The following is a 14,350-nucleotide window of genomic DNA, read 5'->3' as shown; positions in this document are numbered from 1 at the left end:
GAATCGCCTGTACACTGCGCAGCGTTGTGCTTCAAATCCCCACTCCCCGAAGGATTCGAAGCTCACTAGAGCGGGCAGGTCTCCTGACTTATGAGTCATCGCTTCTCATTGCCTTCCCATGCTGGACGCACAGTGGCCTCGGTTGAGTCGCTCATCATTTACAGTGGCGGGACCGTGCCGGATTCTCACCGGACTTCCCTTTTAAGCAAGCATACTTATGCTTGCACCCGTTCTTACGAATATGAAATTATTGGTTACTCAAATCGACTTTATGATACTGCCTGTCTATCACTTTGTCTATGCTTTTTTTAATGCTGAGCTAATTGTTCAAATAATTCCCCCCTATCGTGGCTTCTTCTCTCTAGAATCTTCATACTCCAAGTCTCTGCTGAAATCCGATTTTTTTGATAGAATGGCATATTTTATTTAATGTAAGCGTTTCATTTTGTATGTTTTGGTTTAAATATTCTAAATTTATATTTTTGATGAATTTTTTTGCTAAAAATTCATTTATTGAACAGTTTCAACCATCACATCCATCCAGAAGGGGGAACACATATGATCCCATACAAACGGGCTGTAACGTTCCTGTTGTCCGCCCATTTGATCTTACTGCCATTAGCCGGCTGCAGTTCTGAAGCTGATCCCAATGAATCCGGTAAAATTACGCTTGATCTCGCGCTTTGGGACGAGAATCTGTCCGAAGTCGTGAATGAAGCCTTAATCCGGTACAAGAAAGAACACCCCAATGTCCAAGTCAAAGTGACGTATACGCCGTTTACCGACTATTGGAGTAAGCTTAGAACGAGCTTGGCCGGTAAAAGCGGACCCGATGTTTTCTGGATGAACGGGCCGAATTTCTATCAATATGTAAGCGCTAATTTATTGAAAGACCTCGGTCCTTTTATGGAAGCCGACGGGCTTAGTAAAGATAATTACACACAAACATTAACCGATATGTATTCGTATGACAATAAACTGTACGGACTCCCCTATTTCCTGGATAATGTCGGTCTCTTTTATAATAAAGAGATTTTCGATCAGGCTGGTATTCCTTATCCGGACGAAACCTGGGATTGGGATAAACTGAAAGCAACCGCGGTTGATTTAACTCAGCAAGATAAAGGAATTTATGGATTTATTGCGCCGATTTCCAATCAGGACGGATATTATAACGTTATTCACCAGGCTGGCGGCTATGTTATTAATGAAGACAAAAGCAAATCCGGGTTCAATCTTCCTGAATCCCAAGCGGGCTTGAAGTGGATGAAACAGCTTATGGACGAAAGAATTTCGCCGGATGCCCGCCAGCAGCTGGAGACAGGACATGTCGAAATGTTCGGTTCCGGCAAAGCCGCGATGACACAGGCTATATCAGTTAAAGCGCCGGAATTGCATCAGATGCTCGGGGATAAACTCGGAATCGCTCCGCTTCCGAAAGGAAAAGAGAAAGCCGGTATTGTCCACGGCTTAAGCTGGGCCATTAATGAGAATACCGCACACGAGAAAGCCGCCTGGGATCTCATTACAACACTGGCCGGCGAGGAAGGCTCCATGAAATTGGCCCAATCCGGTTTCAGTATTCCAGCCTATGAAGGCGCCCAGGAAGAATGGTTAAAATCCATTCCATCTTTAAATCTCAAAGTGTTTGTAGACAGTATTGAGTTTGCAGCTCCCTATCCTATTTCCAAATATACTGCGGAATGGCAAAGCGTTGAAACCAAAGAAATACAGGAAGCCATGCGGGGCATGAAATCTATTGAAGCTGCTACGGACAAAATCGCTGAGAAAATGAACACCCTTCTGGATAAGGAAAAGGAGGTGGCGAAATGAGGCAAGCAACCGGCCCGGACACCAAGATGAAACCCAAAACACTACCGAAATCAAGACGTTTCAGCATGTCCAAACAAGAAGCTCTATGGGCTTATGTTTTTATATCGCCCGTCGTACTCGGTCTGGCTATCTTCTACATGGTGCCCGCAATCGGTTCTCTGGTGCTGTCGTTCTTTGACTGGGACGGTCTCTCCAGGGCAAGCTTTGTCGGTTTAGATAACTTTGCAGCGCTAGTAAAGGATGAAGACTTCCTGCGGTCCATGTGGAATACTTTCTTGTTTACAATCGGCTCCGTACCCCTATCCATAGTCTGTGCGACAATTGTGGCCGTTCTGCTTAACCAGCCGATCCGCGGCCTGCCCATTTATCGGACGTTATTCTTTATCCCTGTCGTCACGATGCCGGTTGCCATCGGTATGGTCTGGCGCTGGCTCTATAACTCGGATTTCGGGCTCTTCAATCAACTATTGGGCTTCTTTCATTTACCGCAGCCTAACTGGCTGTTCGATCCCAAACTCGCTCTTTTTAGCATTATTCTGGTCAGTGTGTGGTCGGGCATCGGGTATAATGCGATTATTCTGCTCTCGGGTCTGCAAGGAATTTCAAGAACATATTATGAAGCCTCATCCCTGGACGGCGCCGGAAGCTGGCGTAAATTCATACATATTACGGTTCCGCTGCTTTCTCCCAGTCTGTTCTTCGTTCTCATCATTTCATTTATTAATTCGCTTCAGGTTTTTGATCTGATCTACATGATGATGGGCAAAGACCAATCCATGCTGACTTATACACGCACCGCCGTTTTCAGTATATGGGAACAGGGTTTCAAGTTTTTCCATTTGGGCTATGCTTCTGCTCAGGCATGGGTACTTTCCGTCGTACTGATGACCATTACGCTTGTCCAGATGTATTTTCAGAAAAAATGGGTTCATTACGAATAAGGAGGCATACCTGTGACCCCTACTACCCGTGCAAAAGTAAAATCCAGCCATGCGGCCGTTCATATTCTGCTTATTCTAGGGTCCGCGGTTATGATTCTCCCATTCTTATGGATGGTGCTGACTTCGCTCAAAACACTGCCGGAATCTTTAAAAGTTCCACCGGAAATATTTCCCGGCACATGGCAGTTCGAAAACTTCACCAAAGTGTGGAGTAAAAATAACTTCGGGCGGTACTACCTGAACTCTATCCTTGTCACCACCGGCAGGACCGCAGGCCAGCTGATCTTGTGCTCACTGGCGGCCTTTGCATTCGCCCGTCTTCGCTTTCCGGGTAAGAACATCCTGTTCTTTGCCATTCTGAGCGTACTCATGGTCCCTTCGCAGGTCGTGCTCATTCCTAACTTCATTCTGATGCAGCAGTTCAGATGGCTGGATACCTTCTATGCCTTGATCGTACCGGGGATTTTCAGCGCATTCGGCACTTTCCTGCTGAGACAGTTCTTTATGGGACTGCCCAAAGATTTGGATGAGGCGGCCAAAATCGACGGCTGCAGCTTATTCGGTATCTACTGGCGGATTTATCTGCCGCTCTCTAAGCCAGCTTTAGTCGCACTTGCCATCTTTACGATTCTTGCGGCATGGAACGATTTCTTCTTTCCTCTGATTATGACCAGTTCGGACAGTATGCGTGTGCTGCCCGTAGGAATCGCTACGTTCCAAGGCCAGTACGGGACCGACTATCCGCTTCTCATGGCCGGCGCACTTCTGGCTACCCTGCCGATGATTCTCATGTTCATCTTCTTCCAGCGCTACTTTATTGAAGGGATTGCGATGACCGGCACCAAAGGATAATAAAACGGGAAATGTTTCTTCTAAAACTGTAAAACAACCTCCTGAGACTTGTCAGGAGGTTGTTTTATTGTAATCCTTCGATGCAGCGGCCGTTAGTCTAATACGGCACTCGCTATACAATTATGTATAAGTGCCCGAAGACGGACAACGGATTTGGTTCTGCCGTAATGCACCCGGTTCGTCAGCAGTACGATGGTCAGTTTGGATTCAGGATCGACATAAAGGCTGGTACCCGTATAGCCGGTATGGCCATAAGTTGCCGCAGAAAGAAGATCGCCAGAAGCATCCAGCTTATCTCCCTTAAGTGCCCAGCCGAGTCCCCTGCTTCCACCTAGGGTACCTGGAGTTAAATTGTAAATTGATGCTCTTAACGAAGCCTTGGAGAGCAGCCTGTGCCCATCAAAAACTCCGTCCTCCAGCCACAGCTGTGCATAGCGGTGAAGATCACGGGCGGTTGAGAATAACCCGGCATGCCCGCCGATTCCCCCCATAACATAAGCATTCTCATCGTGCACAACGCCCCAGCGCGGCTCATCCTCGTTAGCATAATGTTCGGTAGCCGCAATGCGATCCCGGATCTCCTCCGGAGGACAGAACATCGAATCCGTCATACCTAGAGGCGAGAATATCCTGGAGTAAGCGAGCTGTTCAAGCGGCTGCCCGAATAACCGTTCGATCAGGTGACCAAGGATGATATATCCCACATCACTGTATTCGACCTTAGTTCCCGGAGCTGTTACCGGCTGCTGCCGGAGCACAAATTGAATGATCTCCTCCCGCGTCCATCCGTGAGAGTACATATCCGGAGCCGAAACGAAACCCGCCGTATGGGTCAATAGGTGCCGCACGTTTATATCCGCTTTGACCCCTTCTTTGAATTCTTCAAAGAACAGACTCAGCTTGTCATCCAGCCGCAGCTTTCCTTCTTCCAGGAGAAAAAGGATCAGTGGAAGCGTAACCACAACTTTCGTGAGAGAGGCCGTATCGTATAAAGTATCTGCAGCGGCCGGCAGATCACCGTGTTTGCTGACCTGATTATCCATGGCCTTCCCTGTAACGTATTCCAGCAGATGTCCCTGCCTGCCTATTGCTATAACAGCCCCCGGTATATTGCCTTCTTCCACTTCTTTGTCTAACAATTGAAGTGCGCTGCGGATACGTACCGCGTCAAGATTCATCTTGGTGCAAAGCATATCCAATTCCACGGTCATCAACTCCTTCTTTTGTCTATCACACACCAACAGCTCAGATCGTATGAGAAAGAAGACCAGTTGTCAAGCTGGTCTTTGTTAGCTCAGGATATGCTCTATGTCTTCTGTGCAACAGGCCTTTAGTCTGCGGTTAGAGGATCTGATGGCCTGTTAGTTAAAATATTGCAGGCGCTGATGCACGCCCGCCGGACCTACGGCAAAAGCCTGAGCGCGTTTGAACCCGTTGACCACTCCGCGTACGACCGTAAGCGCTTTATAATAGTCGATATAAGGGAAGCCGGTCTCGCCTCTGGCAAATGCGTAACAGTTCAGGCCGGCGATCCATTTCTCAAAAGCATCCTCCGGTATATCAATGAAGACCTCCGGATTAAACCCGTACATGTCTTCCCAGTTCTCGGAATAGTAAAGCTGCTTAATCCGGTGGTTGGGCAGATCGCGTTTGATAGCCTCTAACGCTGCATACAGGCGGGCATCCTGTACAATATGATGCGTATTCTCATGGTCTTTGTGCATGCTTCTCGACCAATGGGTAATCACGATGCTTGGCTTCAGCTCCCGGATAATATCGGCAACCTGATACTTGACGGTTTCGTCGAGCGGCAGTTCTGCATCTTTGTAATCCAGGAAGCGGACATCGGCGCCGATCGTATCTCCGAATGTGTGCGCTTCTTCGATTTTTTGCTTCGCATAATCTTCTGCGGACAGAATTTTATGGCCTTTTTCTCCGGGCGTCAAATGAAGAAGTGTCGCCTTATGTCCATTCATCACATACTTGGCCAGGACGGCCCCGGCTGTCAGCTCCTGATCTCCTGCGTGTGCTCCGATTGCCAGAATATGCTGCTTCTGATTGGTATCATTCATAGTTGTTCTCTCCTGTCTCAGCTTCATTTAGGGTAGTTAGGATTCGTGCATGTTTGCCGTTACAGCGTCTTGCAGACAACATCAAAACTGCGCGTCACGCTGAATCCGACTTTTTTGTACAGCTGTCCGGCCGGACTTTGCTCCCCTGTCCACAGGAACCAGGCTCCATGCAGCCCCTGAGCCCTCATGTTATGAAGACAATCGTACAATAAAATCTTGCCTATGCCTTTACCGCGCTGGCTTTCATCGACCCCAAACGGACCAAAGCGTTCTCGGACACCTTCATAAGCACCGTGCAGGCAGAAACCCACTATTTTATCATTCTGTTTGGCTATCAGAATCTGAGACATGCTTAAGCTCTGAAGGAGCCCCTCGCGGATAGCGCGTCCCCAATCAGGATTAAATTCTTTCGTTGTAAATTCGATCAACTCTACGAGATCGCGGTCTGTCAGCGCCGAGAAGGAATACCCTTCGCTGATGCGCTGCTGCTTAAGGCTGCGTATTTCCTTGGGATATTCGAAGCCCACAAGCGAATAATCCATCGCAACAGCGGTATATAAGCGTCCGAATGCGGACTTTTGGAGAAAGGCTGCACCCGAAGAATAGGCCTCGGGATCGATTCCCGGCACAATATAGTTAGGTGCATAGCCTGAGAAGTACATCTTCTCCCGGTTATGCTGCCGGAGGTAATCTTCCGCATCCGCCAATAACCTCGCAGCTATTCCTTGTCTGCCAAACTCAGGATGGACGAAGAAGAAAGGAATCCAGCCTTTGTCCGGCTCCAGTTCTGTGCCTATCATCGGAAGCAGTCTCCGGATTGCGTAGAAGCAGCCCACTATGGTGTCACCTATAGCCGCAATCCGCATTCCCTGCGGATCAAAGTTAGGGTCAAGCAGCACCAGCTTGCGAAATCGCACCTCAGTAATCGGGTCTTGACTCAGGCATACATTCCAAAGAGATACAAGTTCCTGCTCATCGCCCGGCATGTAATGCCTGTATTCAATCGTGTTCATTTCAGGTCACCCCGCTTGTCATTAGTTGTATTGGAAACGATTACAATCTAGCTTTTTTTAAAACGGCCTCTTCCTATTATACGTCAAAATAAAAAAACATGAAATATTATTTCATGCTTTTCTTAAAATATAATATTTTATTTCACGCCTTTTAAACAAAAACATACAGCTCTATCTACCTTGTAAAATTCGAAAAGGACCGGGAACCCATGTACAGGTTGTCTTCCTGCAAATTGCTTCCCGGTCCTTCATTTGATACGATTACACTGCCAGTGTCACGTAATTTTCAGAAAAAACCATATTACCGAGGTGTTAGCCATGTTGCTGCATAAGGGCGAAACGTTGTTCCGCCAAGGAGAAAGCGGACCGCTCTATCATGTCAGGAAAGGTTTACTTAAAATTGTCCGGGTTCACGAAGATGGCAATCCTTTTCTTATGAATATAATTGTCTCTGACGAAATCATTCCTCATCACTCTCTCGTAAGTCCAAATGCTTATCATGGAACAGCCATTGCCCTGGTAACATGCGAGATCGATGTTATTCCTCCTAATGAGTGGTACCAGGCGGTAGGGCAGGATCCGGAGAAATCCCGGGAAATTGCTCTTCTGCTACAGGACAAGCTGCGTATGATGCAGCAGCGGATCGACCAGTTAACGCAAATTACTCCCTTGGACAAAATAATGAAGCTGCAGCAGTGGCTTGAGAAGCTGATCTTTCCCGCTTTATTGACAGATGTGCTCACCCAAGATGAGATCGGCCAGTTAGTCGGCCTCCGGCGCGAAACCGTAAACCGGATTCTTCGTTCTCAATCCTCAAGACTTCCGGCTGGACCGAAAAATTCATAATGGGCATCCGACGCCGCTACATTCATGGAACGAAGGGCATGATGCACGGTTTTCATAAAAGGCCGCGGTCCGCAGAAATAAAAGTTTGCATCGGCCGTGGGAATTACTGTTTTCAGCCAAGCGGAGTCTATATAGCCTTCTTTGGCAAATGCGTTTGATTCTATATCTTCACTAGTCGGCTTCTCATAACAATAGAATACAGACAACATCGGATATGCTCTACAAAGACTGTTTACATGTTCCTTCATTGCATGGAGGGTACCGTTCTGTGCCGCATGAATGAACGTAATGTGCCTTGGGCGCTCTGATTCGACAAGTGTATTCAGCATACTTAACATCGGCGTCAGTCCTACACCTCCGCTAATTAATACGACGGGTCTTTCATCATTTTGCCTGAGAGTAAAATCACCGGCTGGCGCAGACAACCAGACAGTATCTCCTTCCTGCATTTTGTCATGCAGGTAAACCGATAGTTTGCCGGCGGGAACCGTTCCCTGCCCATCCTCTCTTTTTACAGAAATCCGATAGTAAGGTTTACCAGGAGCATCAGAGAGACTGTACTGCCGAATATGTGTATAGGGTTCCCCTGGAATGTTCATCCGGACACTGACGTATTGTCCCGGTTCAAAGGTTGCAATCGCCTTCCCGTCTTGTGGAACGAGATAAAAGGACGTAATTACATCGCTTTCCTGTACCTTCCGGTCAATCAGAAAAGCACGATAATCACTCCATCCACCGGGTTGCTGTGCGGATTCCTGATAAAGATCTGACTCAACGCCGATAAAAGCCGCTGCGATCACTCCGTAAGCCTCTTCCCACGCTCGCAAAATTTCTTCCGTAGCGGAATCACCCAGAACATCCTTAATAGCAGCAAGTAAGTTTTCTCCGACAATCGGATAACTTTCCGGTTTAATACCCAGACTGCGGTGTTTATGGGCAATTTGCTTAACGGCAGGAAGAATTGCCTCTAAATGATCAATATGAGCAGCGGCGGCATAAACCGCATTGGCAAGGGCTGCCTGTTGTCTGCCCTGCAGTTGGTTGGCATGATTGAATACATTCAGCAATTCGGGATGATTAGCAAACAGAAGGTTATAAAAACGCCTTGTAATGGCTTCCCCATGAATTTCTAATACGGGTACTGTCGATTTTATAATAGCGATCGTTTTTTCACTTAGCATGGTTGGTTTTCCCCTTTCGACAAGCAGAATAGATCCTACAAATCAAGTATAGAGGTCCCCAAATTGGCTCTGAGTGATTACAATCACACCAAAAGGCAATAGTTTGTGACTAGATCATTCCATCTTGAAAAAGCCATCGTCCCCGCTCGGAAGAATATGGTAAGATGCTCGTACAGCGAAATTCTTCAGTGAGGTGTTCGACATAAAAAAATCAATAGCTAAATTCAAACGACTTTTCACAACAAAACCAGCCCCTGCAGCAAACGAATTTATTCTGAAAGTAACTGCCTTGCTGGAGCAGTATAGGGAACTTTTCCAAGGAGATTGTCCTTATGTGCTGAATCCGGCGCTGTCCGAGAAACAAGTGAATCAGTTCGAATCGCAAGCCGGCATTATTCTGCCTTCCGGCTATAAGGACTTCCTTCTCCACATAGGCAATGGCGCCGCAGGCACCAAGCCCTTCCCTCTATCCTTAACGAATGCTAATGACTGTCTGGAATCTTGTATGCCCGGTGAGACTGATTATAACTATAGAAGTCTTCCTTTTAGTTTGGACAACTGCAATAAGTGCTTTGACAATACCTTGGATGCCATCGATGATGATGTTACAGATGAAGAATATGAACGTCTCGTATTGAAAGCTCTGCAAGGCACCGTAACTTTATACCACGATGGCTGCGGGTACTATAAGGTTCTTATCGTAAGCGGTGAACATGCCGGGAAAATATTCTATATAGATACTTGCAGCGGACAAGGAGCCTATGAAATCAGTCCTTCATTTGAAGAGCATTATCTGGAATGGTTGGATCGCAAAATTGTGGAACAGTCAGCCTATTTGGAACAGAATGATAAGTTTGAATGCTCGATAACAAACATAAAACTAGGCGGAAATGTAAGAGATTTAGAAGTCATACACGCTCATACCGACTATCGCTTTCAGTTTGAATTCTTCTGCCCGAATGATTTTGCCCGCGAAGGCGGTTATTCCGAGCTAACGCAAATAAACGATAACCTCATCATTTCTTTGTATATGAAGCATGTTAACTATAGTCCTTTAGCAGTCGAGAAAATCGAAGGAACGAAACAATCCAATTCCAATGAACCTGTGAAACTTATTGGGGAACGATCCGAACATGTTGTCATCGGGCAGGTTACAAGATTATTTCAATTCAATAACGGAGAAAAGAATTTCCCCCTGTATGTTGAAGCCCTGCAGCAGGAAATTCTGATCCGTGAAGCGCCTGTTGCTGCTGTCTCGGTAGGAGATGTTTTCCGGATAACAGGCAGATTGTGTGGTACGGTCTATTCGATCACCAGGTAAAAGAGCATGTACAGCCTGATCCAGAATGGCAAAAAAGGTCTTGCAGACTTCTTTTGCCATTCTGGATGGAAATTTCTCTGCGTCGTCCCGTTTGGCTATTTCGGCTTAATTTCAGCGTTTCGTATTAAATTCAGAGGGCTTTTGAGACAGTCCCTTAAAGTGTCATAAATTGCCCATGTCTAGCCAGGTAAACCTCTTTCTCTTTATAATCAGGCATAATACTTCCCACGCGTCTCCAAAATGAGCGATCATGATTCATATGAATCAGGTGGCATAATTCATGAATGACCACATAATCGATCACTTCAAGAGGGGCCATCGCCAAACGGTAATTAAAACACACCTTTTTGCCCGAACTGCAGCTTCCCCACTTGGTTTTGGAATCTATCACCTCAATCGATTTAGGCTTCACTTTCAGAAGCCCTTGATACTGATGGATTCGTTTCTCTACGATGTTCTTGCAGCTTGTATAATAAAACTTCTTAAGATTTTTTTTAAGTTCATCTTCACTTAACTCACCCGTATCGATCAGCTCATGAAGAAAATATTCTTTCCCTAAATAAAGAAATTTTCCTTTATCCTCATATTCTCTCGTTTTAGGTGTTTCCCTGGCCTCCGCAATACCCTGCAATTTCTTTAAAATCTGTTTCCCGTGACGCTGCACTGTGCTTACGATGACCTCTTTACTTGTACCATTTGGAACTTTAACTGTCAGCAGACCTACCGAATCTATGTGAATAGCTATCTTCGTTCTATTACCGTATTCTATATTCATCTCTATACTCGTATCTTCGATTTCAATTCTCATATCTGTCCCCGACTCCAGCTCTGTTTTAGAATGATCGACTCCATCTGATTCTAATGATTATCCATACTCCTGTGTATAAGATTAAGATAAAACTCTCATAAAAGAAAGTGAGGCGAAATTATGAGAATTCGACCGGCAAATGATAATTTTGAATGGGCGGATACAGAAGAAGCATAAAAAGAAGAAGCATAAAAGGCAAAAGAAAGAGCCGCCCGGAAAATAAGGCGGCTTCATGTCGCGCAACTTTTGCTGAGACGATTCTGTATCGTCTACTAGTTTGCTCCCTTTATACCTGCTTGATTTTGATCAAGTTAGTCGAACCCGACTCCCCGATCGGAACTCCTGCTGTAATAACTGTGTAGTCTCCCTGTACAAGAAAGCCGCTTTGCAGGCCGCTGTTAACCGCCTGCTCAAACATATCATCGGTAGACTGCACGGTCTCGCCCTTGAGCGGAGTGACTCCCCACAGCAGGCACATCCGGCGCAGTACCTGCTCGCTCCGCGTTACCGCCAGGATCGGCGATTTGGGCCGGTGCTTGGATACCATCCGCGGTGTAAAACCGCTCTCCGTCGGAATCAGGATCGCTTTCGCCTGAAGCGCGGCCGCTGCTCCGACTGCTGCGCTACTGATGATTTCGGTGATCGTCTGCTCGGAAGGAGGCATGACGGAGATCCTTTGCTCATTCTGGAGATACAGCGATTCCGCTTTCACCGCAACCGTTGCCATCATGAGCACGGACTCAACCGGATATCTGCCGGCTGCTGTTTCGCCGGACAGCATCACGGCGTCCGCTCCCTCCAGCACCGCATTCGCCACGTCGCTTACTTCAGCGCGGGTAGGCCGGGGATTCTGCTGCATCGAATCCAGCATCTGCGTAGCCACAATAACAGGCTTGCCCGCTTTGCTGCACGTCTCGATCATCCACTTCTGGATAACCGGCACGTCCTCCACCGGAATCTCCACGCCAAGATCTCCACGGGCAACCATAATGCCGTCCGAGGCTTCCACGATGGCTTCCAGTTCATCGACGCCTTCCTGGTTCTCGATTTTGGATATGATCTGGATGTGCCCGCAGCCGCGCTCTTCCAACAGCCGCCGCACGGTAAGCACATCCTCCGCTTTTCTTACGAAAGACATTGCAATGATATCAATATTCTCTTCGATCCCGAATTCGATATGCCGGATATCCCGGTCCGTTACTCCCGGCAGGGTCGTCCGTATACCCGGGAGATTGACGCCTTTTCTCGGCTTAAGTGTACCGCCGTTAATAATCAGACAGTGGATTTCCGTACCGTTTACGTTAGTTACACATAATTCAATCAAACCATCATCGATCAGTATTTTGTCCCCCGGCTTAACCACCTCGGGCAGGTCTTTGTAGTTTACTGAAATTCTTGCCGCATCGCCTTGTATTTCGTCACTAGTCAATGTTAATGTATCCCCGGCCGCTAATTCGCAGGATGCCTCTTTCAATAGGCCAATGCGAATCTCCGGCCCTTTGATATCCATCAGAACGGGAACGATACTCCCTGTCTCTTTCTCCGCCTGCCGGATCCGTTTGATTTGCTCGCTGTGCTGTTCCAGTTCCCCGTGGGCCATGTTAAGCCTCGCTACATTCATGCCTGCTGCAATCATACTTTTCAAAACATCAACAGAACTGCTGGAAGGTCCCATGGTGCAAACAATTTTTGTTCTGCGCATTGTACGTATCCATCCTTTGGCAATTAAAATGGTTGTGATGCTCCTATTGTAATTCGTTATGAAACGGGAGAAAATAAACTATAATACACTCTATGTACTCTAGTACTCTCTTAGGAAGTGGATTCGATGCTGACAATACGAGACATCCGGCACGATCGCGGCACAGACTGGTATGTGGACAACACCTCCGTTGCCGAGCAGGAAGTAGCGCTCATTCTGGTTACTTACGGTAAATGCATATACTGGATCGAAGGTGACAAGGTGATTCTGGAAAAAGGAGATCTGCTCCTCCTGCCATCGTCCCTTGCCTTTTATGCCAAAAGTATTCCAACCATACTTCACGATAAATATGTGCTTACTTTACGGCTGGATCAGCCGCTTGCTCTTCCGCTCTTAAACCTGACATCCTGGATCACTATGAAGACAGGCATGCTTGAATTTGTACTGGAACGAGTTCGCCGGGCATACACCGAATGGCTGGAAAAGGATGCTTATGCCGACATCCGCAGCAGCGCTATTGTGACAGAAGTGATAGCTTTGTTAAATAGAGAGCACGACAACGGCCCGGTAACGCCGCAGATTGAAAAGCACGCTCAGCGGATGAAGCTTTATATTCAAACGAATTACCGGGAGAAAGTGACCAAAGAAGAGCTGGGGGCTTGTATTTCCACAAGTCCGAATTATGCAGCTATGCTCTTCCGGCGTGTGACCGGGCAAACGATCAGCGACTACGTCCATTCGGTCCGGATAAAGAAAGCCGTGTATATGCTCATAGATTCTTTGCTCACAGTTAGTGAAATTGCGGAATTTCTAGGCTACCAGGATGTATCTTATTTTCAGCGCGTATTCAAAAAAATGACGGGAAAAACGCCTTCCGCTTATACCAAAGAACGAAACCATAGGAAATAACAACCGTGTTCGCATAGTTTCTCCAACACTCGATTGTATTTTTATTCATATTAACGTATTATTATACAAAAATGATGTGGAGGAACTTATGGATAACAAATTAATTGAAGAACTATCTTTAAACCACTGGCAATCCTTATCTACCCTGCTATACGATGGATGGGTGCTGCGCTTCGCGGATGGATATACCAAGCGGGCCAACTCCATCAATCCGATTCATTATTCCACTAACAATTTGGATCGTAAAATTGAAGAGTGTGAGAAGTTGTATTCGGCAAATCATTTACCAACTACCTATAAAATTACACCCTTTGTTCACCCGGCAGATCTAGACGACACATTAGAAACAAGAGGTTATTCATTGATTGACACCACAAGTGTCCAGAGTCTGAAGTTAGATAACCTGAACGAGCCCAAACTAACTTCAGTCACCATAAATGAACTCATGACTTCCGATTGGTTAGACAATTTTTGCAGGCTCAATACAGTGAATGTAGAGAATAAGAACGTTATGGAACGCATGCTTTCGAGTATCAAGACCAAGAAAGGTTTTGTATCGCTTTACTACGAAGAACAAGTGGTAGCGTGTGGTCTTGGCGTTATTGAAAGAGAATACATAGGGTTGTACGATATCGTGACAGATATTCATTTCAGAAACCGTGGATTTGCGGAACAGATGATACTACATCTGTTAAAATGGGGCAAAGAAAATGGAGCATCGTACAGTTATTTAGCGGTTGTTTCAAATAATGAACCCGCGTTGAGACTTTATTCAAAAATCGGTTACTCGGAGATTTACAAGTATTGGTATCGAGTTATGAACACTGTCCATGATAAGACAGCAACCTCGTAACCGGGAAGAGGGGCTCTTC

General features: G+C 46.5%; 13 protein-coding genes and 1 riboswitch. Of the genes, 7 read left to right on the top strand and 6 right to left on the bottom strand.

Translation table 11 applies throughout. The annotated features are described in order from the left end of the window. Positions 1–55: 55 nt before the first annotated feature. A riboswitch (cobalamin riboswitch) is annotated at positions 56–246 on the bottom strand. Between the two features lie 312 nt (positions 247–558). Genes AR333_RS12840 through AR333_RS12830 form a run of 3 tightly spaced genes read left to right on the top strand, consistent with a single transcriptional unit; the run spans position 559 to position 3,626 of the window. After that, positions 559–1,833, top strand: coding sequence for a sugar ABC transporter substrate-binding protein (locus tag AR333_RS12840; RefSeq protein ID WP_068775742.1), 1,275 nt, complete (start codon positions 559–561; stop codon positions 1,831–1,833). Then, a complete protein-coding gene (locus tag AR333_RS12835) occupies positions 1,830–2,774 on the top strand; it encodes a carbohydrate ABC transporter permease (protein WP_253735826.1) in 945 nt (314 codons plus the stop codon). Before AR333_RS12840 ends, AR333_RS12835 begins: the two co-directional genes overlap by 4 nt. Before the next feature lie 12 nt (positions 2,775–2,786). Further along, on the top strand, positions 2,787–3,626 hold the full coding sequence (locus AR333_RS12830) for a carbohydrate ABC transporter permease (protein WP_068775741.1): 840 nt from the start codon (positions 2,787–2,789) through the stop codon (positions 3,624–3,626). 92 nt (positions 3,627–3,718) lie between these two features. Here the strand turns inward: AR333_RS12830 and AR333_RS12825 are convergent, their stop codons facing one another. From AR333_RS12825 to AR333_RS12815, 3 genes are all read right to left on the bottom strand, one after another. Further along, the gene (locus AR333_RS12825) at positions 3,719–4,831 is read right to left on the bottom strand and encodes a serine hydrolase (protein WP_253735825.1); all 1,113 of its coding nucleotides are present in this window, start codon (positions 4,829–4,831) and stop codon (positions 3,719–3,721) included. Between the two features lie 156 nt (positions 4,832–4,987). Then, positions 4,988–5,698: a PIG-L deacetylase family protein gene (locus tag AR333_RS12820; RefSeq protein ID WP_068775739.1), complete on the bottom strand. Its 711-nt coding sequence runs from the start codon at positions 5,696–5,698 to the stop codon at positions 4,988–4,990. Between the two features lie 59 nt (positions 5,699–5,757). Continuing rightward, positions 5,758–6,711: a GNAT family N-acetyltransferase gene (locus tag AR333_RS12815; RefSeq protein ID WP_156430899.1), complete on the bottom strand. Its 954-nt coding sequence runs from the start codon at positions 6,709–6,711 to the stop codon at positions 5,758–5,760. A gap of 318 nt (positions 6,712–7,029) precedes the next feature. Between AR333_RS12815 and AR333_RS12810 the strand changes: the two genes are divergently transcribed. Continuing rightward, positions 7,030–7,557 (top strand): Crp/Fnr family transcriptional regulator, encoded by a 528-nt coding sequence (locus AR333_RS12810; RefSeq protein WP_068775738.1) that lies wholly within the window; start codon positions 7,030–7,032, stop codon positions 7,555–7,557. Here AR333_RS12810 and hmpA read toward each other — a convergent pair. After that, positions 7,518–8,738: an NO-inducible flavohemoprotein gene (hmpA, locus tag AR333_RS12805; RefSeq protein WP_068775737.1), complete on the bottom strand. Its 1,221-nt coding sequence runs from the start codon at positions 8,736–8,738 to the stop codon at positions 7,518–7,520. The two genes, AR333_RS12810 and hmpA, sit on opposite strands and share 40 nt — an antisense overlap. Positions 8,739–9,072: 334 nt before the next feature. Here hmpA and AR333_RS12800 point away from each other — a divergent pair, with 334 nt between their 5' ends. After that, positions 9,073–10,059, top strand: coding sequence for an SMI1/KNR4 family protein (locus AR333_RS12800; protein WP_253735824.1), 987 nt, complete (start codon positions 9,073–9,075; stop codon positions 10,057–10,059). A 154-nt stretch (positions 10,060–10,213) separates the two neighbouring features. On the opposite strand, the gene AR333_RS12795 is transcribed toward AR333_RS12800, so the two are convergent. Next, positions 10,214–10,867, bottom strand: a complete 654-nt coding sequence (locus AR333_RS12795; RefSeq protein WP_068775736.1) for a M48 family metallopeptidase — start codon at positions 10,865–10,867, stop codon at positions 10,214–10,216. Between the two features lie 286 nt (positions 10,868–11,153). Continuing rightward, a complete protein-coding gene (pyk, locus tag AR333_RS12790) occupies positions 11,154–12,569 on the bottom strand; it encodes a pyruvate kinase (protein WP_068775735.1) in 1,416 nt (471 codons plus the stop codon). A 126-nt stretch (positions 12,570–12,695) separates the two neighbouring features. Between pyk and AR333_RS12785 the strand changes: the two genes are divergently transcribed. Beyond that, complete coding sequence (locus AR333_RS12785; RefSeq protein WP_068775734.1) at positions 12,696–13,478, top strand: AraC family transcriptional regulator; 783 nt, start codon at positions 12,696–12,698, stop codon at positions 13,476–13,478. Positions 13,479–13,566: 88 nt separating this feature from the next. Then, positions 13,567–14,331, top strand: coding sequence for a GNAT family N-acetyltransferase (locus AR333_RS12780; RefSeq protein ID WP_068775733.1), 765 nt, complete (start codon positions 13,567–13,569; stop codon positions 14,329–14,331). The last annotated feature ends 19 nt before the right edge of the window (positions 14,332–14,350 follow it).

It is taken from the genome of Paenibacillus sp. FJAT-26967, assembly GCF_001541095.1.
GTDB lineage: Bacteria > Bacillota > Bacilli > Paenibacillales > NBRC-103111 > Paenibacillus_F.
The sequence above is the reverse complement of the archived record's forward strand: the minus strand, read 5'-3'. Positions and strand labels throughout refer to the sequence as shown.